Annotated in this window: 21 protein-coding genes and 2 pseudogenes; 6 read left to right on the top strand and 17 right to left on the bottom strand. The window is 65.4% G+C overall.

What is annotated here, in order from left to right; translation table 11 throughout:
- The first annotated feature begins 37 nt into the window (after positions 1-37).
- Both AB0B63_RS30595 and AB0B63_RS30590 read left to right on the top strand, forming a co-directional pair.
- Positions 38-907 (top strand): HAD family hydrolase, encoded by an 870-nt coding sequence (locus AB0B63_RS30595; RefSeq protein WP_357025100.1) that lies wholly within the window; start codon positions 38-40, stop codon positions 905-907.
- Positions 908-965: 58 nt separating this feature from the next.
- Positions 966-1673, top strand: a complete 708-nt coding sequence (locus AB0B63_RS30590; protein WP_357025097.1) for an SDR family oxidoreductase — start codon at positions 966-968, stop codon at positions 1671-1673.
- A gap of 290 nt (positions 1674-1963) precedes the next feature.
- On the opposite strand, the gene AB0B63_RS30585 is transcribed toward AB0B63_RS30590, so the two are convergent.
- Positions 1964-5089: a type ISP restriction/modification enzyme gene (locus tag AB0B63_RS30585; RefSeq protein WP_357025176.1), complete on the bottom strand. Its 3126-nt coding sequence runs from the start codon at positions 5087-5089 to the stop codon at positions 1964-1966.
- Positions 5090-5760: 671 nt separating this feature from the next.
- Here AB0B63_RS30585 and AB0B63_RS30580 point away from each other — a divergent pair.
- Complete coding sequence (locus tag AB0B63_RS30580; RefSeq protein ID WP_357025094.1) at positions 5761-6537, top strand: hypothetical protein; 777 nt, start codon at positions 5761-5763, stop codon at positions 6535-6537.
- A gap of 83 nt (positions 6538-6620) precedes the next feature.
- Here AB0B63_RS30580 and AB0B63_RS30575 read toward each other — a convergent pair whose 3' ends face one another.
- Genes AB0B63_RS30575 through AB0B63_RS30565 form a run of 3 tightly spaced genes read right to left on the bottom strand, consistent with a single transcriptional unit; the run spans position 6621 to position 8835 of the window.
- Positions 6621-7601, bottom strand: a complete 981-nt coding sequence (locus AB0B63_RS30575) for a hypothetical protein (RefSeq protein ID WP_357025091.1) — start codon at positions 7599-7601, stop codon at positions 6621-6623.
- Positions 7598-8248, bottom strand: a complete 651-nt coding sequence (locus AB0B63_RS30570) for a hypothetical protein (RefSeq protein ID WP_357025088.1) — start codon at positions 8246-8248, stop codon at positions 7598-7600. The genes AB0B63_RS30575 and AB0B63_RS30570 overlap by 4 nt, the downstream gene beginning before the upstream one ends.
- Positions 8245-8835, bottom strand: a complete 591-nt coding sequence (locus AB0B63_RS30565) for a hypothetical protein (protein ID WP_357025085.1) — start codon at positions 8833-8835, stop codon at positions 8245-8247. Before AB0B63_RS30565 ends, AB0B63_RS30570 begins: the two co-directional genes overlap by 4 nt.
- A gap of 266 nt (positions 8836-9101) precedes the next feature.
- Between AB0B63_RS30565 and AB0B63_RS30560 the strand changes: the two are divergent.
- Positions 9102-9251, top strand: a pseudogene (locus tag AB0B63_RS30560) (IS701 family transposase); the annotation flags it as partial.
- 80 nt (positions 9252-9331) lie between these two features.
- Here AB0B63_RS30560 and AB0B63_RS30555 read toward each other — a convergent pair.
- Both AB0B63_RS30555 and AB0B63_RS30550 read right to left on the bottom strand, forming a co-directional pair.
- Positions 9332-10195, bottom strand: coding sequence for a hypothetical protein (locus AB0B63_RS30555; RefSeq protein ID WP_357025082.1), 864 nt, complete (start codon positions 10193-10195; stop codon positions 9332-9334).
- Between the two features lie 160 nt (positions 10196-10355).
- On the bottom strand, positions 10356-10844 hold the full coding sequence (locus AB0B63_RS30550; protein ID WP_357025079.1) for a transposase: 489 nt from the start codon (positions 10842-10844) through the stop codon (positions 10356-10358).
- Between the two features lie 50 nt (positions 10845-10894).
- On the opposite strand from AB0B63_RS30550, the pseudogene AB0B63_RS30545 reads away from it, so the two are divergent.
- Positions 10895-11152: pseudogene (locus AB0B63_RS30545) on the top strand (transposase); the annotation flags it as partial.
- 13 nt (positions 11153-11165) lie between these two features.
- On the opposite strand, the gene AB0B63_RS30540 reads toward AB0B63_RS30545, so the two are convergent.
- From AB0B63_RS30540 to AB0B63_RS30530, 3 genes are read right to left on the bottom strand one after another with little or no spacing between them, the layout of a single operon-like run.
- Entirely contained in the window at positions 11166-11600 is a 435-nt protein-coding gene (locus AB0B63_RS30540; RefSeq protein WP_357025076.1) for a DUF488 domain-containing protein, read from the bottom strand.
- Positions 11597-12211 carry a DUF488 domain-containing protein gene (locus tag AB0B63_RS30535; protein WP_357025073.1) on the bottom strand — a complete coding sequence of 205 codons (615 nt, stop codon included), beginning with the start codon at positions 12209-12211 and terminating at the stop codon, positions 11597-11599. Before AB0B63_RS30535 ends, AB0B63_RS30540 begins: the two co-directional genes overlap by 4 nt.
- Complete coding sequence (locus AB0B63_RS30530) at positions 12208-12903, bottom strand: hypothetical protein (protein WP_357025070.1); 696 nt, start codon at positions 12901-12903, stop codon at positions 12208-12210. The genes AB0B63_RS30535 and AB0B63_RS30530 overlap by 4 nt, the downstream gene beginning before the upstream one ends.
- 920 nt (positions 12904-13823) lie before the next feature.
- Between AB0B63_RS30530 and AB0B63_RS30525 the strand changes: the two genes are divergently transcribed.
- Positions 13824-14264, top strand: a complete 441-nt coding sequence (locus tag AB0B63_RS30525) for an NUDIX domain-containing protein (RefSeq protein ID WP_357025067.1) — start codon at positions 13824-13826, stop codon at positions 14262-14264.
- Positions 14265-14507: 243 nt separating this feature from the next.
- On the opposite strand, the gene AB0B63_RS30520 is transcribed toward AB0B63_RS30525, so the two are convergent.
- The 8 genes from AB0B63_RS30520 to AB0B63_RS30485 all read right to left on the bottom strand — a co-directional run bounded on the left by AB0B63_RS30520 (position 14508) and on the right by AB0B63_RS30485 (position 24288).
- On the bottom strand, positions 14508-15191 hold the full coding sequence (locus AB0B63_RS30520; protein ID WP_357025064.1) for a GIY-YIG nuclease family protein: 684 nt from the start codon (positions 15189-15191) through the stop codon (positions 14508-14510).
- 148 nt (positions 15192-15339) lie between these two features.
- Entirely contained in the window at positions 15340-16050 is a 711-nt protein-coding gene (locus tag AB0B63_RS30515; RefSeq protein WP_357025061.1) for a helix-turn-helix domain-containing protein, read from the bottom strand.
- Positions 16047-16343 (bottom strand): hypothetical protein, encoded by a 297-nt coding sequence (locus AB0B63_RS30510; RefSeq protein WP_357025058.1) that lies wholly within the window; start codon positions 16341-16343, stop codon positions 16047-16049. Before AB0B63_RS30510 ends, AB0B63_RS30515 begins: the two co-directional genes overlap by 4 nt.
- 43 nt (positions 16344-16386) lie before the next feature.
- Entirely contained in the window at positions 16387-17523 is a 1137-nt protein-coding gene (locus AB0B63_RS30505; RefSeq protein ID WP_357025055.1) for a hypothetical protein, read from the bottom strand.
- Between the two features lie 131 nt (positions 17524-17654).
- Complete coding sequence (fxlM, locus tag AB0B63_RS30500; RefSeq protein ID WP_357025053.1) at positions 17655-19691, bottom strand: methyltransferase, FxLD system; 2037 nt, start codon at positions 19689-19691, stop codon at positions 17655-17657.
- 62 nt (positions 19692-19753) lie between these two features.
- On the bottom strand, positions 19754-21016 hold the full coding sequence (locus AB0B63_RS30495) for a lanthionine synthetase C family protein (protein WP_357025050.1): 1263 nt from the start codon (positions 21014-21016) through the stop codon (positions 19754-19756).
- On the bottom strand, positions 21013-24042 hold the full coding sequence (locus AB0B63_RS30490; protein ID WP_357025173.1) for a lantibiotic dehydratase: 3030 nt from the start codon (positions 24040-24042) through the stop codon (positions 21013-21015). Before AB0B63_RS30490 ends, AB0B63_RS30495 begins: the two co-directional genes overlap by 4 nt.
- 111 nt (positions 24043-24153) lie before the next feature.
- Complete coding sequence (locus AB0B63_RS30485; protein ID WP_357025048.1) at positions 24154-24288, bottom strand: FxLD family lanthipeptide; 135 nt, start codon at positions 24286-24288, stop codon at positions 24154-24156.
- Positions 24289-24664 lie beyond the last annotated feature (376 nt).

The following is a 24664-nucleotide window of genomic DNA, read 5'->3' as shown; positions in this document are numbered from 1 at the left end:
GCACGTATCGGAGGAAGTGTGGGCACACTTGAAGGTAATGATCCTGGATCTCGACGACACTTTGATCGACGACGTCCGGGTCGCGAGGGAAGCAGTCGTACATACGCTTTCGGCTGTCGCCTTGCCCAATGATGTCGAGACGATCGAACTGGCTCTGAGGTTCATACGGAAATTGTGGAAGGTGCACCCTCATCGGCGCACCGGCCCGCTTGCCCACGTCAGCGGATGGGACGCCCTTTGGCTACCACGCAAGAACACCCGACTTCCCGAACCTGTCATCGAGTCGCTGCGCCAACATGAGATCCAGGTCTGGCGCGCGATACTCGACTCGCGTCAGGGTGACCTGGACAGGGCGATCACCGCAATGCGCGCGTACCGGTCATTTCGACACGAACACGTCCGTTCCTTGCCGGGTATCCATGCCATGCTGAACCTTCTTCGTCGGAACCATCACCTCTGGCTGGCCACCAACGGCTTGCCGGCCCAACAGCGCCTGAAGCTCTCCGGGGCGGCACTCGCGGAGTTCTTCGACCGGATCCTGGTCTCTGGCGAGGTAGGTGCCGCGAAGTCGAACCCCGTCTTCGCATCCGTTACCCGGCGAGCTTTGGCCGAAGACGGGCTTGGTGTATGCCTCGTGGTCGGTGACAGCGCGACTCAAGATCTTGGTTTGGCCAGTAACGGCGGTTGGGCGGCCGCCCATATCTGCCCGGCCGGATGGTGCGATGCCACCGTCGTAGGCCGCCACGCCGCCGTCACGCATGTTCCTTCTCTAAGCCAAGTCGCTTGTGAGTGCGCGCCTCCAACACCTTGCGAACCTGCGCCCTGGTGGCCGAGGCCGCCCCCGACGTCGCCGCCAGCCGCGCGGTGCGCAACCACCGCCGCCTACTGGACATCTACGGTCGCCTGACGGTCCATCGACACCCCGCCGGAACCGCGCTGGACGAGCGCGTACGTACTCTGCTTGCATGAGTGAGGCCAGGCGCGTCGCTGTGATCACCGGTTCCAACCGTGGGCTCGGGAAGGCCATCGCCCGGGGCATAGCCCGGACTGGCGCCCACGTGGTCGTCACGGCTCGTACCGAAGAAGCCGCTGTGCGGGCCGCTGACGAACTATCCGCGGAGGGACTCTCCGCATCCAGCCATCAGCTCGACATCGCCGACCCAGCCAGCGTCGCTCGCGCGATGGCCGACGTGGGCTACCAGTACGGCCGGCTGGACATCCTGGTGAACAACGCAGGCATCGCCATCGACCGTGGCCAGGCAGCGGCCAGCGCCGACATCGAGAAGGTGCGAGCAACCCTGGACACCAACATCATGGGAACCTGGCGCTGCTGCACTTCGGCCATCCCGGAGATGAGGAAGAACAAACACGGCAGGATCGTCAACGTATCCAGCCATATGGGCACCTTTAGCGAGATGGGGCCGGGCAGCGTTTCCTATCGGGTGTCCAAGGTGGGAGTGAACGCTCTGACCTGCATTCTTGCGGCCGAGTTGAAGGACGACGGCATTCTGGTGAATGCCGCCTCACCGGGAAAGGTCGACACCCGCCTAGCCTACGGAAAGGCGAACTGTGCGCCGGATGAGGCTGCGGATACCTTCGTGTGGCTTGCCACACTGCCCTCGGATGGCCCCACCGGGAGGCTCTTCTTCCAGCGACTGCCCTTAGCCTGGTAGCTCGCAGTACGGTACGGGCGTCCTTGGTTGCCATTTAGGCTAGTACAACACCCGCCGCCGCCACTCCACCCTGGACTACATGAGTCTGGCCGAATGCGAGGAGAGCGCCTATTCTGGTAGGCCAACCAGCAAGGTGGCGTGAGATCAACTTATTGAGCGACCTATCCGTCGAACCGGGTCAGCCCCACCCGGTATCGGTGCTGATCATCGCCGTTTCGAGCACATGGCAGCTTGTCCCGGCGGTGCCGGACCAAGCCAACTTGGACCAAAAGTGAAATGAGTTATGAGTCTCAGGAGAACAAGTCGGGTGCGTGGCGGTGGGCTCTGCGGGCGAGGTCGGGGACTGGAATGACGCCGGCTGAGGTCAGGTCGGCGATGGTGATCTGTGGGCCGGCGACGATGCGGTCCAGTAGATCCTCCTGGTGTGGCTCCAGGTCGACGAGGCGGCGGAGCATGGTTAACAGGTCGTTGAGTTCCGCGGTCCACTCGTGTGGCCAGCGGTCGACATGGATCGCATCAAGCGGGCTGGACCGGCGCCCACCGGGGTTGGCCTTGCGGTAGGAGAACCATTTCTTGATCACCTGCATCCCGCCGACATTGTACTCCCAGACGTCGGCGGTGACTGGAGCGAACGAACCGGTTCCGACGTGCAGAGTCTCGGTTATGGGATTGTGGCTGATGGTTTCGGGCAGCGAGTCGACGGCGATCGCGGTGGTGTTCAGCGGGCGTCGGGGATCATCGGCTGGGTAGCGGATGTTTCCCTTTGGGCGCTCGGATGTCGGGTCGGAGAATGCCTCGCCGTAGGTGTGCAGCCAGATGACCTGCTGGCCGACGGCGACGGCCTCGGCCCACAGTTGGGGATCCGCGGTGAAAGGCACTCGGATTCCGGGTGTGACAAGTTCCTCGGCGAACCGCGGGGTGAACGCGCGGTGTGCCGCAGTGCCGGCGATGTATGCGACCAAGTCTTCGACTGACACGGCGAACCCGAGTCGGCCGCTAAGCGAGGCAAACAGCAGCGGCGGCACGTTGGGCATACCGCCCGCGTGCCGCATCGGAAGCACACGGCCGCCCTCGGAACCCTTGAAGTGGTGCATGTCCGGGACCAGCGCTGCGAAGGTGATAGCAGGGCCGCTGGTCAGCGGCGCCGAATGAAGCTCACTGATAAATACCTGGCCGGCGTCGACTGCTCGCCAGAGATCTGGACGCGAGAAGTCGATGAGCCGGCTGTCCGGAATGATCCACTGCCGGTCGAAACTTCGGAACGCGATTCGCACTGGCGGTCGACATTCGCTCTGATCCTCGGCAAGGGTCTTTTGGTGAGCCTCAAAGCCGGGGAGTGGCTCGACTCTTGTATCGATCGTGCGGTCGCGCGTCTCCTTCATCAGCTCCTTGCGCTCATCACGGTTGCTGGCACTCTTAAGCCCAGACCACCGGTCTTGGAGCACGCTCGGATGCGGCGCATAGACCCAGGTGCGATTGGGCTTGACTCCGGGCACGGCCCATGGCAGCAGATCGCCCAGGGCCGGGTAGTCGTCCCAGGCAGACTCGGCTGCTGGGGTAAGTGGGGCGGTCCAGTCTGTGCGTGCCGGCCGCCACCCGTCGCCGTCGAGAGTTAGGTTCTGGAGCTGGTTGTACTTGGCCTGCCGGCGGCCATGGAGGGCGGTGTACCAGATCCGGGCGGGTTGCTCGCGGTCGGTGTCGGGGCGACGGACGAAGATGCCGATGGCCAGTGGCTGTTGGACGCCGGGGAAGACACGGGTGGGGACGTCGGGGCGCATGCCTTCCGGGGAAACGTCGATGATCCAGCCCTCGTCGCAGGTTTCGCGGAGGTACTTGCGTATGCCCTTGAAGCCGGGACCGCGTAGATAGCCGGCGGTGGTGATGAACGCGACGACGCCTTGCCCCTGGTCTTGGTGCGCGTCGAAGGCTTTCCAGGTGGCCCAGCGCCAGAAGTAGACGTAGAGGTTCTTGAGCACGTACTCGGTGCGGCCGTTGCCAGCCAGCCGGAAGGCGTTCAGCGGGGCAGGCGTGTGTGGTGAGCCGTTCTCGACCCATCCGCCGAGTCCTTCTGCTCGTTCCCGGTAGGGCGGGTTACCGATGACCACGGTGACCGGCTGGTCTGCCTTGATCTTGTTCGCCCGCCGTCGGGACCGTGACAGAGGTGCGTAGGTGGACGCGATTAGTTGTTCCTCGGCGTACGGGTCGTCGAGGGTGTCGGTGACGTACAGGTGCTGGCCACCGGCCGGGAGCGAGGCCTGGTACTTGCGCAGCATGTCGGACTGGCGCAGCTCGGCAACGGCGTACGGCCCCATCTGCAACTCGAAGCCGATCAGCCGCGTAGCGAGCTGCTCGATGGCCTGCGGTACCGCACCCGGGCCTTCGGCGTCGGTGACCTGCTCGGCGACGCGCTTAATGATCGCGTGCAGGAACGTGCCGGTGCCCATAGCCGGGTCGACGGTGACAACCTGCGGGGACCAGAACCCGTCGGCACAGCCAAGCCGGGTGCGTAGGACATCTTCGACCAGGCGGGCCATCTCGGTGACGACCTGAGTCGGCGTGTAGTAGGTGCCAGAGGCCTTGCGTAGATCGTCGTCGTAAACCTCAAGGAAGTCTTCGTACAGGTGCAAGTAGGCATCGGCGCGGCCAGCGCGGATGCGGTCCCACTGCACCGCGTCTACGACCCGGACGAGTAGGTCGAGGGAGACCCGGAACCGGTCGGTGACACTGTCAGTGAGCAGTTGTAAGGCCTTACCCATGACCGAGTGGGTGTCGCCGAGCTTGCGGCCTACCTCGTGCAGGTTGCCGTCGGTCAGCGGAATGTTCTCGGAGCGTGCTAGGAGCAGGGCGAAGGTGACCGCCTGGGCGTAGCCGTCGGCGAAGACTCTGTTGTCCGCCGTGGGGAACAGCAGGCGCCGCCAGTCCTTGGCCAGACCAGTGAAAGGCTGCTCTCCCTCGGCGTGCCCGGCGCGGATTGCTGTCGCTTCGCGGTCGAGCTGGTCGAGGACCTCTTGTCGGAGTAGACGGCACAGCGGGGCGATAGCCCGGACGAGCTGCTGCACGGACCGAATCGCCGCAGGTTTCCAGGTCAGGAAGTCGCGTAGCAGTTGCTCGAAGCGGCCGTCGCGTACGGTCAGCAGGCTGCCGGCGGTGGCGAAGGACCTGTCGAGGTGGACAGTGTCGCCGACCTGCTCGCCGTCACGGTAGAGCATCCACGAGCCGCCGTTCGTGTACAGCAGGTTCGGCAGATCCTTCAACCGTTCCCACTGGGTGCGATTGTGCCCGCGGAACGTGGCCGGGTCGATGCTCGTGCTGGGCTTCTTGACCTCCAAGTAGCCGGTGATCCCCCCGTTGATACGGATCGCGTAGTCGGGCCGGACCTTCAAGTCGTCGAGCGCGGTCTCCGGGTAGTAGGTCATGGCCACGCCGAGGTGGTCGCAGAACGCACGTAGCAGCCGCTCTATGGGCGGGCGGATAGCCGCCTCAGGTTCACCCGGGCCCGCCAATGCGATCTTGCATTCCTGGCCAAAATCTGAGACGGCTGAGCGCAGCCACTCCCCAAAAGCACCAGCCACAAGGCCCCCAGACCACCTCTGCGACAATCAGTGCCTGCGACACTAGAGGATCAATGGCCCGCGGCGCTCGCTCGCCCCCTCCTGCCGCTCCCAACGTCGATCTTCCCGGTGGTCAAGTCAACGACGTCGGCCCAGCGTCGGTAGGCCGCCGCGCGGCGCACGGACTGCCTCTCCCCGATCCCGTCCGGTCGAGGTGGACTGACGTGGCCTAAAGGTAAGGGCCGCAGCAGGGCATCAGGATCATCAACAGGTTCCGAAGCAGGACATTTCTCTCCTGCCCTGATCCCCCTCTAACTCCGTCGACTCCTGGCCGTACGGCGATATCGTGTTGCGCTGAAGGGGGCTACGTGACTGGAACGGATCGCCGTCAGAGACGCCTACTGGACTTGCTCTACTGCCACGACCGCGACTACCCGGGCAAGGAATCGTGGATCATGGATCTGCCGGGGACGTGGCAGCATCCGATGCTAGAGGACCTCTGGCGGAGAACCCTCTGGGAGTTGGACAGGCGAGGGTTGATCAAGCTCTTCGAAGCGACGAGCTTCGAGAACACCAGAGTCATGATCACGGACGCCGGTCGCGTGGACGTCGAATCGCACGGTCTGCGTCGATTGGACCCGGTCCAGCGGAACAGTGCGGCACGTGACGCGGTAGTGCGATTCTTGCACGTAGCACCCGGCCATCAGGGGAGGGACTTCCACTCGCTACTTGAGAGCCGATTTGGCCAGTTCGAGGGCGATTTGTTCACCCCGGATGACATACGTCGGGCGACGGCTTATCTGGCGCAGAAGCGTATGGCCGACGTGGATGAGATAGATGAGTGGCATTGGTGGACTCCTCGATTGACTGATCTCGGCATCGACTGCGCAGAGCATTTTGGAGGGTCAGTGGCCGACTATTTGAGCCACAACGAAGGCAAGGTCGCAAACATGACGGTGAACTTCCACGGCCCGGTGACGGGAAGCAACGTGGCATGGAGTAGCCGCGAGATCACGCAGGCTGTGAGGGCGAGCACAGGTCTTGCTGGCGATGAACTCGCGGCGCTGATTGGTGCGATCAAACAGGCGCTGCCAGTGCTGGGTTTGACCGAGGACGAGTCGACGCGCCTGCGCGGCCAGTTGGAGGTCGCAGAGGGCGAGCTGGAGAGCGAAGAGCCCGACGCGGGAGCGATCAAGTCGGTGCTGAAGCGCGTGGTAACCAAGATCGACGATGTAGCGACTACCTCTCTTGGTGTCCTGCTCACCGCATACGCGAAGCACCTCATGGAAAAGGCAGGGGTTCCACTCGCCTGACTGAAGACCCAGCAGACCTGGTCTTCCCTGTCATCCTGGGATTGACCCAGGCTGCAGTGCTGGCCATCGTCGTTGGACAAGGCTCAGTCATCGGATGGCGAGGCGTCGTCGCCGAGCTGAAGGCCGATCTGCAGCGAGATCCTCGCCAGCGGCGACAGTGCGGGGAAATCGCGCTCCACCTGCCATGGGCGGATATCTCGTTGCCGCATTACTCGCGCGGATATGGCTACTGCGCCGGCCAGATCTAGATCGATTAAGTCAGTTTGGGCGCGGCCTGTCGACCAGTGGTGGTCATCAACCGTGGCAAGCTCTAGTTGCCGGCTGTGCGCCTCGGCGAGGTCAGTGATGATCCGCGCCAGGTCACGTTTGATCCCTTCGGCATCGGACTCCAGATAGCAAAGCAGGCCACCGAGGCGCCACCAGGTCGAAAAGGGCTGGGATGTTACGCCGACCGCCGTCGTTCGTTGCGCCTGGGGCGCGTCAGCCAGCCGCGACCGGACGTCAGTAGCGTCGAGGGCCGCCGTGAGCAATAGGTAGCGCTGCTGCGCAGGTGTTGTAATTGCTTCCGAGCCGAGCAGCCTGGTGTCTGTGATCTGATAACTGGACAGCAGGGCGTCGAGCTGTTCGGCGGCCGAGGCCGACCGTTCTCTGTCTCCCGCCGCAGCGACGCTTAGAAAGCCACCGAATGGCAACCCGAGCTCACTGTAGCCACTACTGGCCTTCAGTAAAGTTATCCGGCCGGTTTGTGTGTCGAGAAGCAATTCAGCGATGGCGGCGTTTCGCAATGCGTCCGCAACCTCGGCCAGCCGCACCCAGGGCCTCCCGCCAAGGGATCGTTGGGTCCTCCGCAAGCGTTGACCGACCGCCCCTGCCTCCTTGCCTACGAGGTTGATGACGCGGTTGCCAAAGCCTCCGGAAGGGTAATCCCGCACTAAGTCAGCCAAGTCGCGTACGTCGAAAGTAGGCTCTTCCAACTCTGCGTATGCGCGATAGAAGCGGGCACGAGCCGCGACCGTGGCCGGATCGAGCCGCAGCGCCCCCCACAACTGCTCCGGTAGCGTCATAGCATGCTCCGTTCCGCAAGCAGTGCCGCAGGATGACAGAAATCGAGATTCAGCAGGAGATCGGTGAGCCTGAGCCTGCCATCCGGTGCAGGCTCGTACCGCTCCGCGCACAGGATCTGTGCGGAGGGAACATGCAGCTTGGCCGCCACCTCGCCCTGCCAGTACCAGCCGGAGTATGCGCGGCCATGGTTCAGCTCCCGGATCTCTTCGGCAACCGTAGGGATCCGTACGGCCGGGTTGGCACCCACAACCACGTAGCAGTAGAGGACCCAGCCGGGGCACGCGGGCTTTGCTGGGTCCGAGTAGTCCGTGGTGGCGAACTCCAGAGCGGTGCGAAGCGCGCGATGGGTGATGTTGGTTCTAGCCGCCACGTCGCGGTCGACGCAACCGGCTGACAGTGATATGAAAGGAGTCACCTCGCAGAACTTCCGGCCCGTACTCGGTTCCACGCTGTTAAAGCTGTTCACGTGGCGGTCTAGGTTCTCCTCGGTGAGACGCCCCATGGCAACCGCCACTGGGAAAGGCATACCCCTTCTTGAGTGGGAATTCCAGTCACGGCAGAGCAGGCCCGTTGGATTGGTGAGAATCTGCTCGATGTCCTCCCTGTTGAGTTTCGACAGCCCCTTGCAGCACCATTGAATAATCATCTCGAAGCTGCCTTCGGTGCAGGCTGTGTGCCGATTTCGGATCCGAGCACCGCAGTCAGCGATTGGTACCGCCGCTTGATCACATCAGGCGGGGTCCGGTCGGCTTCGTGTGTGAACATTGCATCCCAAGTTGCTTCCCAGTACTCGGTGAATGCCTTGACCCGGTTTCCATGCTGAGACGTAAGCCCTGTACGTAGCTGTGCGCTGGAACCGGGGGCCACGAAAGTCTTGAACAGAACTGAGATGAATGCGTCGTATGCAACTACTGCCGAGGTTGAAAAGAATGGGCTGTTGGCGTGGAAGAGCCGATCGAGTCGCCGCTTTCGTAGCAGGACCTCGGGTGGCGAAAGCTCCTTCCAGTTGCCCACCCATGTGAAATAGCAGAACAAGTCGTTGAGATCAGGCAAGGCGGCAGTGAGCAGCTCGATACGCTTCTCAACCAGCTTCTGGCTGAACCACTGCCGGTTCTCAGCACGCTTCAACGCGCGGCTGAACACAGCGGCTAATACGGCCACAGCGACCGGAACCATGCCGCCGATGACGAGCTTGACGACCTCCAGGCTGTTCCACACCGAAGCGGCGTGCACGTGTAGCTCCCTCCCATCATCGTCGACGATGGCATCGTTGCAGATCGCTTCTGTCGCGTCATCCTCCGCAAGTACGCACCCGTCGGCCCCGGAGTGCCGGCGTTCTGTACGGCAGGACCTGTTTCGGGTGGCCGGCCGCGCTCATGGTGCTCAGCACCATCGCCCCGAACGCGTCCGAATGCACCGCGAGGCTCGGTACGGCGACCCGGCCAAGGGGTGCAGCAGGCCCAAGGGATTAACCGCGAACATATGTCGACCTGTGCTCGGAACATCAACGACTGAAAACCGGACTCGGCCTCTACCACTACGAAGGCCGCACCTGGCAAGGCTGGCACCACCACGTCACCCTCGTATCCGCCGCCGACGCCTTCTGCATCCTGCAACGCCTCGACCCAAGAGTCCCCGCGCCGGCCTGACCCTCTACGCCCTACTCCGCGAACTACAAGCCCTCCCGGCCAGGCTAATCGGCGCACGCCCCACGCGCGGGCCGACTGCCTCAGACTGTTGCGTCCGAGGCGGTCCCTGATGTCGGCGGCCGGCTGTTCAGCTGGAGCCCCATGATGCTCAGGAGATCTACGCAGCAGGAGTCGAACGTTGACTGGATCGTGAGCGGCTCGTAGAAGTTGTTGAGATGCGGAGGGGCCTGCATGGCGAGTTCTCGTTGACTTGCAGCGTAGTCGGCGGCGGCCATCAGGTGTGCTTGACGTGTCTCGGCGAACTGACCGTCTGTGACCTTTCCAGCCTTAAGCGCGGACACCGCAGCGAGTCTGGCATCAATAAGCCGGAGGACCGACTCGACCGTCAGCAGCGCGGCTGGGTGTCCCAACTCTCTCCGAACGCCATCGGGCTCGAACACCTCACGGACAACGGCTTCCAAGCGGGAAGGATCAGCCCGCCCCGTGTAGGCAACCTCAGCCATGGCGTCGACGAGCTCGCGCCTAGCACGTGGGGCGGCGGCTGGATGGTCCAGTTGTCCCAGGAGCAGGCGTGCCTGCGCCCGTGCCCGCTTCCGGTTAGACACCTCGTTGGCCTTCAGCCAAGTCATCAGTGCGCGTCTCGCCTGGCGGAGCGGTACGAACTCGTCGCCCCAGTACAGCCAGATGAACACCGGGATGGGCGCCAGGCTCGTTACTCGCGAGGCTTCGGCGCGTTTCGCGAGGAGCGTGAGGAAGAGTTTCCGCTGATGGGGAGCATAGAGAGCCTTGCTGGATCCCAGGCCTCGCCCTCGTGGCTGGCGACGCGGCCGGTCCAGCAGACCGAGGCTTACCCAGTCGGTGATCAGCCGGGTCGTGGCCTGGTAGCCCTCGGCCCGAGCATCCGTGACCAGATCATCGATGGTGCCGGGTTGGGCGAGATCCATACTTTAGAAACTACACCACATCGGCGCTCGTGAGATCGGTGAAGTCCCTGGATCTCGCAGCTTCAAGCGTCCACACTCGTATGGGCATGACACGCCACTCCGGCCCTTTGGTCGGAACCAGCCAGCTCGGCACGTAGGGGAGGTGAGAGGAATGAGGGATCTACGCCAGGTCATCAAGTGGGTGGCTGCCGTGGCCGTGGCCGTTCAGGCGGTTCGCACTGCGCACACCTTGACGCGTCAGACCTTCCGTCTCTGACGGTCGCGCGCGGACCGGTCGGGCTGGCAGCTGTCCTGGCATTTCGGGCACCTGCCAGCCCCGACGCGTCGGCTTCACCCTCCTGCGACACCGCATCCTGCTCGGCCAACCACCGCTCTCCGTCAACCGCTTGCGGCCGTTGACCTTCTTCCCGCTGTCGTAGCCGTGGATGTCGGAGTGCACGGTGTCCGCGGCCCTGACCGACTGGGAGTCGATGATCCCCGCGGTCGGCTCAGCCGCCCGGTCCTGGGCCAGACGGACCTGCTCCCGCAGCTCGGTGAGGGTTCGATCGGTCACACCCCGCCGGTTCCACCGTTGGAAGTGGGAGTACACCGTCTGTCGGGGCGGGAAGTCCACCGGCAGATACCGCCACGCGCACCCGGTACGCACCACGTACAGGATGCCGTCGACGACCGCCCGATGAGGATGCTTCTCCGGCCTACGGCATCGACGTCGAGATCGTCACCAAAGACCCACAGATCAAAGGCTTCAGCGTGATCAAACGCCGATGGGTCGTCGAACGCACCATCGGCTGGCTCATGCACCACCGCCGACTCGTCCGCGACTACGAAACCCAACCCCACAACTCCGCCAGCATGATCACCCTCGCCATGATCGACAACCTCGCCAAACGCCTCACCACCGAAACCACCCCAACCTGGCGAGAACCCCCACAACCACAACACGCACAAAATACGTGAATCAGACGTCCTCTTAGAGATGCTCGATGGTCACGCCGCCCCAGTGTTCGGCGAGGTAGTCGGCGGCTAACCGGCGATGGCAGTGGTGAGGAGTGGCTTCGCTGCATAGCAGCACCGAGTTGGCGATCAGCTCGCGAGGGACCGTTGTCTCGATACGGCGCTCCCTAACTAGGTCGAGGAACCAGCGCTCGTAATCGCGCCAACTCGCCCTGTGCTTCTTGTACTCGTCCAGCATGGTCTGCGTGGGGGCGAGCTGCAGCTCGTGGACGTAGTCCATGCTGCACAGTTCAGCAAGGAAGTACTTCAGATCGTCACGCTTGGTGAAGCCCGCCAGCTGTGAAACGTTGTTCAGCCGGACGTCAACGAGACGTTCGGCTGCGGACTTGTTGAGCAGCTCGAAGAAGGCGCTCGCCGACTTCTTCGTGAAGCCAATCGTGTAGATCTTCACGGGTGCTCACCTCCAGTTGCTGCCGCGCTGTTAACGTATGCGATTCGTGACTCCTGGCGGTCCATAGCCTCTGCCAGTAGCTCGGCCGCTGAGTGGAACAGATCAGGCTCTGCAAGGCCGTGAATGGCCCTTAACCTGAGCATTGTGGCATCATGGGACTCAATCCGGCCATCGGAAAGGATGTGCCCGACCGTGGCGCCACGGGCGACGAGTTGGGTAGCAACTAAAAGAGTACGGTGGCAGTCGAGTGGATCACGCTCTGCGCAGGCCACGGCGATGGTTTCCTTAGTTGCGCCATGGAGCAGTCTTTCAATTCCGTTTTGGAATAGCTCTGTCTTAACGAGGCGATCGTACTGGACCTTCCCCGCTTCGTAACAGTCCGGATCATCCGAGCGCGCTCCCAACTCTCGCCCGAGAAAAACGTATTTGATGCCTGCGGAAGCGAGCGACTGCTTGAGCAGAGCACGGTTGAACTGTGGGCTATGGCGACTTGCGGGCACCGAGCGGACATCGGCCAAGGCGGTCACGCCGTTCAGACGCAGCAATCCGACAAAGTGGTCAATCTCATGCGTCGAGTGGCCCACAGTCAGGTGAGTGAAAGCTGAAATCATCGGTTCCCTTCCGGAGGGACACCTGAGCCAAGGACGGCGGCGACCACCTTGTAGCAGAACCCGTGGAACGGCTCGGCCAGGCTGACCGTCAAGTAGCAGGCGCCCAGTTGGTAGCGCCCGTCATCTCGTGACAGGTACTCATCGCGGTAGACGGGGTCGGTCACCGCGAGGTTGTAGGTGGCTTGACCGTACCTGAAGATGGCGCGCACCTCTCGCTTGACCTGCCCGAAGCCTCCATCGAACACGTGCAGCTCCAGTTCTCTCACGCGAATTAGCGCGAGGGAACTCGTTAGGTACATCGCTGCGCTCTCGGCGACGCGGTCGTTCGTGCCCTTGCCCGATGAGTCGCCTGTTCCCCATAGATCAACTGGCTTGTCCTTGAGATTTACGAGATCGCTCCAGTGGTACTCCCCGATCTTTGACCACCAGCGGGTCGGGTCCAGGAGCCAATTCTCCGTCTGGTGGCCCTTAGGCTGGGCGGTGAGGAGCGGTACTTTAAGAATGTCCAGTGGCGCAGGGTCCCCGCCACCGAAAAGCTCGAGTTCAGTCAAGTCAACCGCGTGGCCGTCGCGCGCTGAAACAGGACGAATCCAGGCACGTGGCCTTCCGTTGATCAACTCGACGCCAGCGACGCAGCGACCGTGGTTCTTCCACGAGTTTGCCAGGCAGACGATTATCTTCGTCTCAGGCACCGCCCCTCCTCTGCGCAATATTTCGGGCACCGCCCTCCCATGCGCCAGTCTAACCTTGATCATTGAACTCTGGTCACACCAGGGCTGAAGAGCGAGGTTGTGCACCCCAACTGCCTGAAGAGCGGCTAAATGGAAACTCTGGGGCCGAATTGCATGACCTGCTCAGGTTCACTGAAAAGGGGTAAAGGGTGGGTAAATAGGTAGGGGTGGAGAAGGTGGTGCCCAGGATTGGTCCACTCTGTAGGTGGGACCGGAACGCCGCCATGATCAGCTGCTAGATCAACAGGATCGACGCTGACAGCGCTGAACAGGGTTGGATTTCAGTTCGTGTTTCCCCGCCGACACGAACCCCTGCCGACGGCGGGCGGGTCGCGGTAGGGGCAGGCGCTCGTCGTGCTCGCGCCGATAGTGCCCTAACCCGGGCGGCGGGTCGGTGGATCCTGGCAACGGGCTGTCGGCACCCCCTCTTTTACCCCCCGAAAACCCCACGTTTGTGAGTGGCAAGTGTTGATAAGAAGCGATCACAGCGCGGGCATGTCTGTGCAGCTCAGCGCCAACTTTCGACAGGCAGCGACAAGGTTCGGATCGCTACTTTCGGTAACCGCGGGTTCGGGGTTCGAGTCCCTGGCGGCGCACCACCGAAAAGGCTCTGACCTGGGGTTTCACCCTGGGTCAGAGCCTTTTGGCGTTTCTGTTGGTGGTTCGGTGTCTCGGTGGGTGCTCGGGAGCCGTTGGACCGTTCCGGCTTCCGCTGGACGGGTGGCGTCGGTGGAGAGACGGATCAACTGCCTGACGCGCCGCGTCGGTCACGTCCGCGTCGGCGGGGTGCGGCTTGCCGGGTCCCTCGTTGTGCGCCCGACACCGCAACCGGGTACGTTTCGCAACGCTTAGTGATTTCTGGGCGCGGATAGGGGCAAGTCGTGCGTCAGATCGTACGTAGGTCGGTGCGGGCCGTTCTGCTGGATGAGGACGACCGTCTCGTGTTGATCAAGCGGATCAAGCCCGGTCGGGTGCCGTACTGGACGATGCCGGGCGGCGGTCTGGAGTCGACGGATGTCTCCCTGGAGGCGGCGCTTCGCCGCGAGTTGCACGAGGAACTCGGTGCCGAGGCGGACCGGTTCGTCCAGGTGTTCCTGTTCACCGCCTCCGTTGGTGAGGGCGTTTCCGTCCAGCACTTCTTCGTCTGTCGGCTACGTCAGCTGAACGAGGACGCCCGGACCGGGGAGGAGTTCGCTGATCCGTCGCGTGGTGGCTACCAAGTCGATCGGGTGGCGATCGACAAGCTGCCTGCGGTGGATCTCAAGCCGGATGCGCTGAAAGAGTTCATCCTCTCCAACGAGGAGGCCCTGCTCTCGGTGTAGGGGCAGGCTGACGGCCCGCGCCTGGGTTGAGCTTGTATCGGAAGGAAGGCCCGGGGGCGGCCGCCGCGTCGGGCGGCGATGGGCCGCTCGGCCCTGGCTGGTTCCAAGTTCATCGATGCGCTGTGTCTCCTTGGCGAAGTGGCCCACCGTGGTCGGCCTGGTGGTCGTGTTCAGCGGCACGGGGAGGTGGCGGACGACAGGCCAAGGCGCGCCGTGCTGGCGTTCCCGGCGAGTGGGCGTTGATCAGGGTTGCCGTTCTACGGGTGACAGCCGGGCTTGTGCGCGCTGGGCGGCGCGGAGTGCGGAGAGCTGGCTGTGGAAGGAGCCATCCCGATTCTGGTCGAGGTTCAGCGGCAGTACGTGTGATCGGATCAACTCTTCTTCGAGTGCCCATGGCTGCTCTGCCGGGGTCCACACGACTCGGGCGTGGTCGGCCATCCAGGCGCTGAGCCGCTGTTCTCCGTCTCGGCCGAACGTCAGCCGGCTTCCGTTCCCGACCCGCCGCAGGCCGATCCCCAGGTCTTGAGCGAGGAGCGAGCCGAGGGTCAGCCGCAGCGTCGACCCGGCGGCATTGCCCCGGTAGTGGTATCGAATCCGGCTTCGGATCGTCTGCCGACTCGGAGGGCGGCCGTTGCTCGGTGGTGCCTTCGGTGAGATGCCGACGTAGAGCAGTATCGACCCGTTCCACCTGTGGCACTCTTCGACGGGGACCAGGGATGGCGGAGAGGCAAAGTACCAGCCGTAGACGCCAGGGACCGCAGGTATCGGGCACTCGCGCCTGCGGACGTCCTCAGCTCCGTAAAGCCGGGCAGGACGTAGCAGAGCCTCTTGCGGGTTCACCGGCACTCCAAGATGTCGTCGTCCAGCCAACCTAGCCAATGGGCGAACGCGGTCGGCTACTCGGATCTGACCCCAGCCGGACCCCATCTACCTGATGAGGGCTTCCGGTGGGACGCCACTGGTGGCAACGGGCGTTGCTCAGTAGGGCCCCGAACATGACCGGCTGGCGCGATCCTGGGATGGTCCTTTGCGGCCTGCCCATCGTTGTCCCCTTCACCGGGTGGCCTGCGGTCCCTCACTTCGGTGAGGCGGGGTCGCCGTCCGTCGCAGGTTGACCGATTTGAGGCATACCGGGGTGGCCTGTGGACCTCATCGGTGGCATCTGGAGAATCCGTGCGAAGCGGGTCCGGGTGTCCTGGTCGGCGAGTTTGAGGAGGTCGTCGAGGGCTGCCTGCATCATCAGGTTCGGAGGTTCAAGCTGTCTGCGGTCCTCCCAGGTGGCGACGACCGAGGGGGGCACGCGAAGCCGTTCGGCGAACGCTCCAAGGCTGAGCCGCAGTGCCTCCCGCAGCGCAAGGACTTCCCGTTCTCCCCAACGAGCGATCGCGACCGTGCATGCGCAGGCTGGAGTCGTGATCATGAGGCCGGGTGGTGGCTTCGCGGGTACGGCTGCCTGATGGCGGAGCAGTCGTTCGTGTTCGGCTAGCCACGCTCGATGCCTCTGGAGCATGGTGATCAGCTCTTGGAGCGTGTCGAACGCGTCTACCAGCGATCCTTGCGCTCGGAGTTCGCGGTCGGCGCGTTCCCAGAAGCCACGCGTGATGGCGTTCCGCCCGATCTCCACGTTCGCGACGGAACTGCGGGAGTAGGCCGTCCGCCTGGCGAGGGCGGCCTGGGTCATCCCGGCTGCCTTGCGCCAGTGGGCCAACTGCCGTCCCAGTGCCTTCTGCAGGTCGCGAATCTGCTCCGATGTGACGGGAACCGGGACGGCATCCGCTCCGATCATCTGCCCTGTCCGTCGTGGAGTGCGTACAAACGGGTCCGGCCGCCGCTGTTCACGAGGGGAACGGCGGCGGAGTCGACAGGCCCGACAGGCAGGATCTCCATGACCACCATGAACCGTGTCGGATTCATCACCGAGGTAGCCGTTCGTGGCCGCGCTGCCGAGCGGTGGTCCACGAATCGTCGTAAGCGGGCCAACGCTCCGCCCGTCCCCAACGCCTGGTCGCAGCGACTCATGACGTCCAGGCTGGCGGTACGCTCGCCTTTGTTGATCTTGCCGAGCAGGTCCGGGCTCACGTACACCTGCCTCTACAGCTTCCGACGAGAATGGCGGCTCGTTTCATCGCAGCATCGACCGGGGTTGTCGTGCCCTCAATCGGTTCCGCTGGCAGGGCAGATGCCGTTGTATTGCGGTTCCCGCCACATCAAGTGCTGAGGAAAGCTGATCAACCGCTGCTGCTGGTAGGTGGCCCTGGCCTAACCCACTTGCCTCTATCAAAGCCCGCAGCGTCCCTTCGCTTTCGGAGGTAACGGCCGGATGATTGATGAGGTCGCGCGCCGCGTGGGCGTCCTCGTCGTGGATAGCATCTGCGACCAACTGTTTGGTCAGGTTGTCTACGACATCGACTGGCAAGCCCACCGAGAGGTCCAGGGCCGTCAGTCCGAGGCGAACGCGGAACACGGTGAGACCGGTGGTTCGTGGTGTGGCCGACACTCGATCGATGAGGTCAGCGTGGTCGACGGGGGTGTGACCCGCAGCCAGGTCCAGCCAGGTCGTGAGGAGTCCATGCACCGCGTGCTCCCACGGCGCTTCGATCTTTGTGGTCGTGAGGAGAGCTGCTGCTGCCGGTCCTTCGTTGTGCAGTAGGTGGGCGACGATCGCGACCTGTCGTCCATCCATGAGGGTAGGTCCGACCCCGTCGTACCGGCGCACATGGGTTACGGCGTCGTCCCACCGTTCGGCGAGGATGAGGGCGCGGGTTCCGTCGGAGAGCAGTGTGCCGCGCAGCCAACTGATGATCTGATCGAGCTCTTCGGGATCGGCGGGAAGCTGTCGAGGGTGTACCTCCAGGTCGTCCAGAAGAACGGGAATGCCGCCGACGATTGCCGTGTACAGGTGGGTGAGTAGGCGGTACGCGCCGTTGCCGTCGCCTTCACGGATGCGTAGGCGTGCGAGGTTGACGACTGGTTCGAGAGCGAAGCGGGCTGTGTAGCCGGTCAGCGGGGCTTGGTTGAGGTAGAGGCTGGCGTGGCGGTGGCACCAGGCGCGGGCGAGGTGGGGTTCTCCGCAGTCGGAGGCGATGAGGGCGGCCCCGTTGAACACCATGGACGCCTTGTCCGGGTCGCTCTCGCGGTGTGCGGTTTCGGCGAGCCTGACGAGCCGGTCGACCCGAGCGTCCAGTGGTTTGGCGGGCGGTCGTTTGCGGGCGACGAGAGGGAATCGGGCGGCGATGGTGGCGGCAAGTGACGGAGTCATGGTGTCCTCATCTGCTGCGGAAGAGCCGCGTAGTGGCAACGAGGTGCGTCCAGGGCGTGCGCGACATCTCAGCTGCGCTCGTCCCACGGGTGCCGGGGCGGGACAGGGCACCGTCCCGGCGCGGGGTGCGGTCAGAAGGTGATCGTGAGGGCGGTGTCGGGTCGGCTGATGTCGCCGGGTTCGGCAGGTCGGGTTCCTGCGCGGTGGGCGGTGACGGTGGGCTGGTTGGGGCGGCCTGCGGCGTCCCATTGGTCGAGCAGGTTGGTCAGGTCGGTGGCGAGCGCGTTGGCGTCGGGTCCGTGGGCGATTGCGCCGAGTTCGTGGTGGCCGTCGCCGGTGTCTTGGAAGGCGAGGTAGGCGATGGTGCCGCCGTGGTAGATGGCGGCACCGGCCCACCGGTAGGCGGGGGTGACCAGTCCGCTGGTGCGGGCGGTATCACCGACGCCGAGGCGGCCGAACGGACTGCTGGCGTGCACGAGGAGCCACAGGTCGAGGTGGCCGATCGGGTCGGCGTCGCTGACTTGGATGCCGGTCCAGCGTTCGAGCCGGGGGTGACTGAGGGCGCTGGCGAGCGCGGCGCGGTCGGGCTGGTCGGTGGCGTCGAGTTTGAGGACCACGTCGGTGTCGAGGCGTACGTGGTGGTCGGTGTGTTCGGTGCTGCCGCGCATGGGGACGAATCCGCAGACCAGTGGCGTCGTGGTGCTGACGAGCTGGTGGGGGTCGGTGCGGTCGAAGGCGAAGCATCGGGTCAGGCCGCTCTCGTGTACGCGCAGGGGCACGACGATGCGGCCGTGGTCGGCGAGTTGTTCCCACCAGGCGGCGGCAATGTCCCAGGCTCCGGCGGTGACGATGATCCGGTCGTAGGGCGCGTGGTCGGGGTCGCCGAGGGCTCCGTCGCCGCAGATCACCTTGACGGTGTTATAGCCGGCGCGGTCGAGGCTGGCGCGGGCGCCGTCGGCGAGGTCCTGGTCGAGTTCGATGGTGATGACCGTGCCGCCGGGGCTGGTCAGTTCGGCGAGGAGGGCGGCGTTGATGCCGGTGGCCGCGCCGATTTCCAGGACGCGGTGGCCGGGTTGTGGGGCGAGTTGTTCGAGCATGTCCGCGACGAGGCTGGGGGACGACGCTGATGACAACGCGGCACCGTTGGGGTCTCGTTTGGTGACGATCTGGCGTCGGGTGTAGACGGTGTCCAGGTCGATGCCGGGGAGGAACTGCTCGCGGGGGACCGTGCGGAAGGCGTGCGCGACGGGGGCGGAGCGGATGTGGCCGCGTTGTTCGAGCGTGCTGACGAGTTGTTCGCGCAGCGTCGCGGCACTGGACGTTCCTGGTGCGGTGGGGGGAGTGTTCACTGCGTTGACCCTACTGTCGATCTTGGTGGTGGTTTGGTAGCCGGATGGGGTGTCGAAGGGGTGGTGGAAGGTGACGGTCACGGCGGCCGTCGCGAGTAGCCAGGTGTCGGCGGCGGAGATGCCGAGCCGGTTGAACAGGAACAGGAGGTGGTGGGTCAGTACCTCGCGTAGGTCGCGGGTCAGCGCGCCGTGCCGGTCGAGGAATCCGAGGTCCGCGCCTGCCTGCTCGTGGGCTTTCGGCCATTGCGGGGTGATGGCCAGTGGGCTTGCGGCCGTGTCGTCGGCTGCGGTGAGTAGGCGCTGCACCGCTGCGATGAGCCGTGGGCTCGGCGCGGGGGCGTTCGGTTGGTGCCGGCGGGAGGCGAGGAGCCGCCAGACGTCGCCCTGCTCGGAGAATTCCAGTCCGGCGGCGCGCATGAGCCGGGTGGCGAGTAGGACGGCGAGTTCACGCCGATGGGTGCCGCTGGCGGTGGCGAGATGGCCGAGGATGTGGCGGCTGTCGGTGTGGAAGAGGGTGTGGGCGATCGTCATGGCTTGGTCCCCGCCGAAGGCGTACGCCTCGGGCCGGTAGACGGGCTCGGTGACACTGCGGATGCGGTCGTCGTCGGTGATGGCGGCGAGGAGGGCGTAGACCTGGGCGAGCCGGTCGCCGGGCAGGAGTCGCAGCCGCCACGTCTCGCTCTTGCGGATGAACCAGAAGGCGGTGATCGCCCGGTGGTCTTCCGCAGCGGCGAGCTCAGCGGCGAGCCGCGTTGCGGCGAAATTCTCAGCGGTCTGCCAGTCCGAGAAGATCAGGTTGATCTGGCGCCATCGGCTCATCGGTGCCACGCCTGGTGGCTCGGTGTCGGGTTCGTGATCGAGATCCACGACGCTCTCCTCGTCTAGTTGATCAGTAGGCTGGTGGCCCAGCGGACGTCGGTGCCGGTCGCGACGGTGTGCAGGGTGAGGGCGATTCCGGCGGGGCCTGCGATCAAGCCGGATCGTGCCGGGGTGGTGTCCGTGGCGTGCTGGATCAGCAGGCGCACGATCTGGGGCAGCTGTTTCTGCAGACTGGTGGTGCGGGCGTCGGCGGCGGCGTACCAAGCCGTAGCGGCAAGCCCTGCCCAGCCGTGACACAGCGACGGATCGACGATCCGGCCGAGTTGGAGAGGGTCGGCCAGGCAGCGGGTCAGCGCCTCTTCTGCCGCCTCTTGCCGGGCGGCGTCGTCGAGAGTGATCCCGGCCAGCTGCTGGGCGCGGGCGACTCCGGGGGTGCCGTAGCACCAGGACGGCCGCGCCGGTCCGCTCATGGCGGGTTTCCCGGCATGTAACTCCGCGACGGTGATCTTCTCCGGCCACCACGGTCCCGCAGGGCTCGCCTGCTGCCAGGAGTCGAGCCACGTGCAGATCCGGCGGATCGCCTCCGCGTGCCCCGGCACCAGGATGTTCTGCCGCATGGCCAGGGCCAGTAGAGCCAGCGGGCCGGCGATGCCGTGCGCCATGCCGACGTTGGCATGCCCGCCCGGCTCCGAACCTTCGCGGTCTGCGGGGTCTGCGCTCCACCACCCCGGCGCAAGTCGACCTGCGGCGTCGTCGGTCTGCATCGGCTCGGTGAGCCGGACCAGATACGCCAGCACCCGCCGGAGCAGAGGTCCGTCCGGGGTGCGGCGCAGCAGGTGGGCTCCCAGGCCGGTCAGCCCACGTACGAGGTCGAACTCCGACAGCGAGGGCCGGGCACGCGCCGCGAGGCGTGCCGTGGCAGCGGCCAGGCGGCGTTCCACCAGGTCATCGAGGGCGTGATCAAGCGCGTCCAGGGCCGCCGGGCGGGAGTGCGGCATGGCCATGGTCAGCGCGTGGGTGACAGCGGGTGCGCCGAACCAGAGTCCGGCTCCGCTGCCGTTGTTCAGTGAGTCAGCGGTCGCGCGTCGCAGCCAGGCATGGACCGGTTCCCACCCGCCGTGTCCTGTCTGCGCTCGCACTCCGTGCAGGAGTGCCACCCCGGTGGCACCCCGGGACAGCGACTGGGCGTACCAGCGGGTACTGCGTGGCCCGTAGTCGTCCGCTGCGAAATCCGGGGGTGGCGGCTCGGTCAGGGTGTCGGTGATGCATGCGGCCATCGTCTCGGCCGCCCGTAGCAACGGTGTCCTCAGCGGTGCTCTGGTCATCGGGATGCTCCTACGGCGCGAGTCCGGCGGCGCACCGCCGCCAGCGCGACATGGCGTACCAGCCGATATGTGAGCTGTTCGGCGTCTTCGTCGGGGCCGAGAGCGCGAACGACGTGCAGGTGCATCAGTGACGCGAGCACCGAGGCGGGGGTGAGCGGGCCGGCGACGGCGGACAGTTGACCGGCGTATCGGGTCGCGGCCCTGGAGCGTTGCTGCCATGCATGCTGGATGGGCTCGGGAAGTTCGTTCGGGTCGAGGGCGGCCGCTTGGCGCAGCACGTCTCGTTGGATCGGTGCCTGCCCGGTCTGCTCGGGGCGCGCCACCAGCCACTCGCATGCGTCGGTGCGGCTGCCGAGCATCGAGGCGGCAAGGTCGACCATGCTCAGGGCGGTCAGTGCCCGTCGATCGATTCCAGACGCGGGCTGCACTGCCAGCTGTGCCAGGGCTGCGGAGGAGTCGGCGGCGAACAACCTCTCGGCTGCTGCCAGCGCGGTGCCGCAGCCGTAGCGACCGGACTCGGGATGGTAGGTGTCCAGGCTCCAATCGCCGGCAAGGCGCTGCTGTCGGAGCCCGGCGACCCACCGTCCGACCCGTACCGCCGCGTCGCCGTAGTCATCGGTGTGCAGTCGTAGTCGAAGATGCGGGGTGGGGCGTCGCATGCGCACGAACCACCACAGCGGCGGCTCGGGCCAGTCGGCGAACAGCGCGGGCAGCCCTCGGCCCAAGACCAGCTCCACCGTCGAAGGCTCGACGGTCACTGAAGCGGACAGCAGGCCACTGGCACCCGGAATAACCGGCTCGGGGGGAGCGGGCGGAGGCCATGCGCTCCGCGCGCCAACCGCAGCCGGCGCGGCAGCGGGCGCAACCGTCGAGGCGACTGGCACGACGATCTCGTGGGCGCGGCCGGAGAGCCAACCGAAGTCCTGCGGACTCGCCGCGTCCACCACGGTTACCGGTCCGGCGCTGGCCTCCAGGTGGGCACGCAGGAGAGCACGATCCATGGACTGATCGAGATGGAGCCGAAGCCGCTGGTCACCATTGCCGACCTGCACCCATGCCGGCAACCGCAGCCTCGCCCGAAGCGCCTCCCAGGCCGTCAACCATTCGCCATCGCTGGCGTCCGCATCGGGCAGGGCCGCCGGATCGACCCGCCACCGGGCCGCCGCCAGGAGGACGCGCCCGTACCTCAGCGCGGGTCGAAACGGCAAGCAGGAAGCCGCACCCCAGTCGAACGGTCTCAGCCGGGCATCCGTAGCTCGCGGCAACTCCAGGAGAAACCGGCCGAGCAGCGGCATCGTGTGGACGGCGGCCGCGTGCGCCACTGTCGGCTCCACCACCCGCTGCCGCGACATCGACACAAGAACCAGCCGATCACGGCCGGCGGTCACACCGAGGTCGTCGAGGCCAATCATGTTCTCGGCCAGGGGCCGGTGCTCGGCCAGGCTGATCAGCCACGGGAGTACCTGCCGGGAGCTGAGCACGTTCTGGGTGTGCAGCTTGCGCGGCGGGAAGCTCAGCTGTACCGGCATGGCCCCGGCCACCGCGACAGGAAGACGGGCGAACTCCCGGCACATCAACTCACGATCGGCGTAGGGCAGCCCGTCGAGGAAACGCCCGCTCGTCGCCATCGCCGAGCGTCCCATGCCGGTCAGCGCGACAGTGAACTGTCCCCGTGTCAGCGCCTCCAGCGAAACCGCGCGGACCTCAGCCGAGACGTCGACATGAGGGCTGACAGGCCCCGTGACTCGGCTGGGGCCGGCGAGCCACTCGACGACCGCGTCATCGAGAACCACCTCACGAGCACCGTCGATCACCGCCTGCTGAGCCATCGCGAGCAGACGCTCGTCACGGCCGGACAGCAGAGCCGCAGGCGCGACGGCCACAGCGCCGAAGTGCTCGGGGAAGCCCAACCCGACGAGCGGATCTACCAGCCGATCCAGCGGCACCACCGTCGCCATCCCGTAGCGGTCGACGAACCGGGCACGGTACGCACGCCACTCCGGCCGCCCCGCCGGATCCGGCGTCAGCCGTCGCAGCACCGCCACCGAAGCGGCGACTTCGGTGGCGACCTGCTCCGACAGGGTGACCTGATCTGCGAGCTGAAGCTCCACCGCGAGCGGCTGAGTGGCCGATGCCACGCTGCGCATACGGTCGGCGAGCCCACGAAGGTACGTCGAGCTCCCCGCGCTGGTACCACCGAGACGACCACACAACGAGCGCAGCTCGGCTCGAACGGCTCGCTGCCCCTCCGGATCACCGTCGAACGCCGCATCGAGGGTGTCCAGGACATACCTGATCGGGTCCGTGCACGTCGATGGTGGCCGCAGAGCGGAGATCAACACGCCGTGGTTCACCAGGCCGTCAACCATCGTGTCAGCGGATGTGCGTGGGAAGCCTGGAAACGCAGCAGCGACCTTGTCGACCAGCTCACCCCACGGCAACGGAGTAGGGGTGAGTGACATCGCCAGCCGTACCGCTGCGGTGTTCCTGACCGAGGTCGACTCCGTACGTGCAGAGGCGTGCGGCCGGCGGGCCACGACGATCTGAGGCCCGTTCACCAGCGCCAGGTTGTTCGCCTGCATGGGCAGACGGCGGCGCACGTCGGGCTCAGCCTCAAGGCGCGCAATCAGGGACGCGAGCCAACTCGCGTCCGGCCGTACCCGGATCGCCGGCCGCCCTGCCGGCACCACCGCAGCCACCGCGTCGAACCGCAGGGCCGCCACCCCCGAGAACAACCCGAAGGGCGTAGCACGCCGCTGCGCACGGACCAGGTACCGCGCCAACGCCAACGCCATCCGCCACCCTCGGTCCGGAGCAGCGCCTCCTGTGGCGAGAACCGCTTCTACGCGAGCGGCGAACTCAGGGCTGGCGGCCCAGACAGCTTCGGCCAGACCGACCTTCCGCCACGTCGCTTGCAGCCAGTCCCCGATACCGGAGGCGTCGCTCCGGTCCGGCCAAGGCGCAGGGCCGTCGGGCCATGAGTGAGCGGCAATGCGGATCGTCGCGGCATCGACCGACCGAAACATGAGTCGCTCTCCTTCCGTCACGAGGCGCTCCTGCGGGACATGGCTGGATAGGGGGTGCCGGTTCCGGCAGGCACCGGGGGATCGCCTGCCGGAACCAGCGAGGATGATCGGTCAGCAGTCGCTGCCCCTCACGGTGTCGCAGCCGTCGTCCGTGTCGCCCAGCAAGGCGGCGGCAACCGGACTCTCCGTGACGATCTGCACATCGAGCTCGAACGGGTCGTCGCTGACGGCGAGCACGCTGTTCATGGCAACCTCCAATAGGACCGGGATGATGGGTGGGCAGGTAGCCCCCGCAGCTACCAGCACTGCGTCTTGTCCTGCCCGCCGTCACGCCCTCCCCGGCAGTGACGACGAGCAGGAGCCTCAGAAGCGCCAGACGAACGCGATCCGGCAACCACAGCCAACCGTGCTACGAAGCGGTTGAACAGGCCCGGGGCGTAGTCTCGCCGTTGTCTCTCACCAGATCTTGGTCGTTGATCCTCAACGGATAAGCGAGCGCGCATTACAGTGCTTAGGCATTGAGGAGGCTGTCGACGACGCGCTGAGACTGACCCTCTAGCGGCGGATTGGGACTGACCCCTCCGAGGCTGGAGGGGTGATCGCATTGGAAGACTGGGCTGAG

Source organism: Micromonospora sp. NPDC049081 (assembly GCF_040648835.1).
Classification (GTDB): domain Bacteria; phylum Actinomycetota; class Actinomycetes; order Mycobacteriales; family Micromonosporaceae; genus Micromonospora; species Micromonospora antibiotica.
The sequence above is the reverse complement of the archived record's forward strand: the minus strand, read 5'-3'. Positions and strand labels throughout refer to the sequence as shown.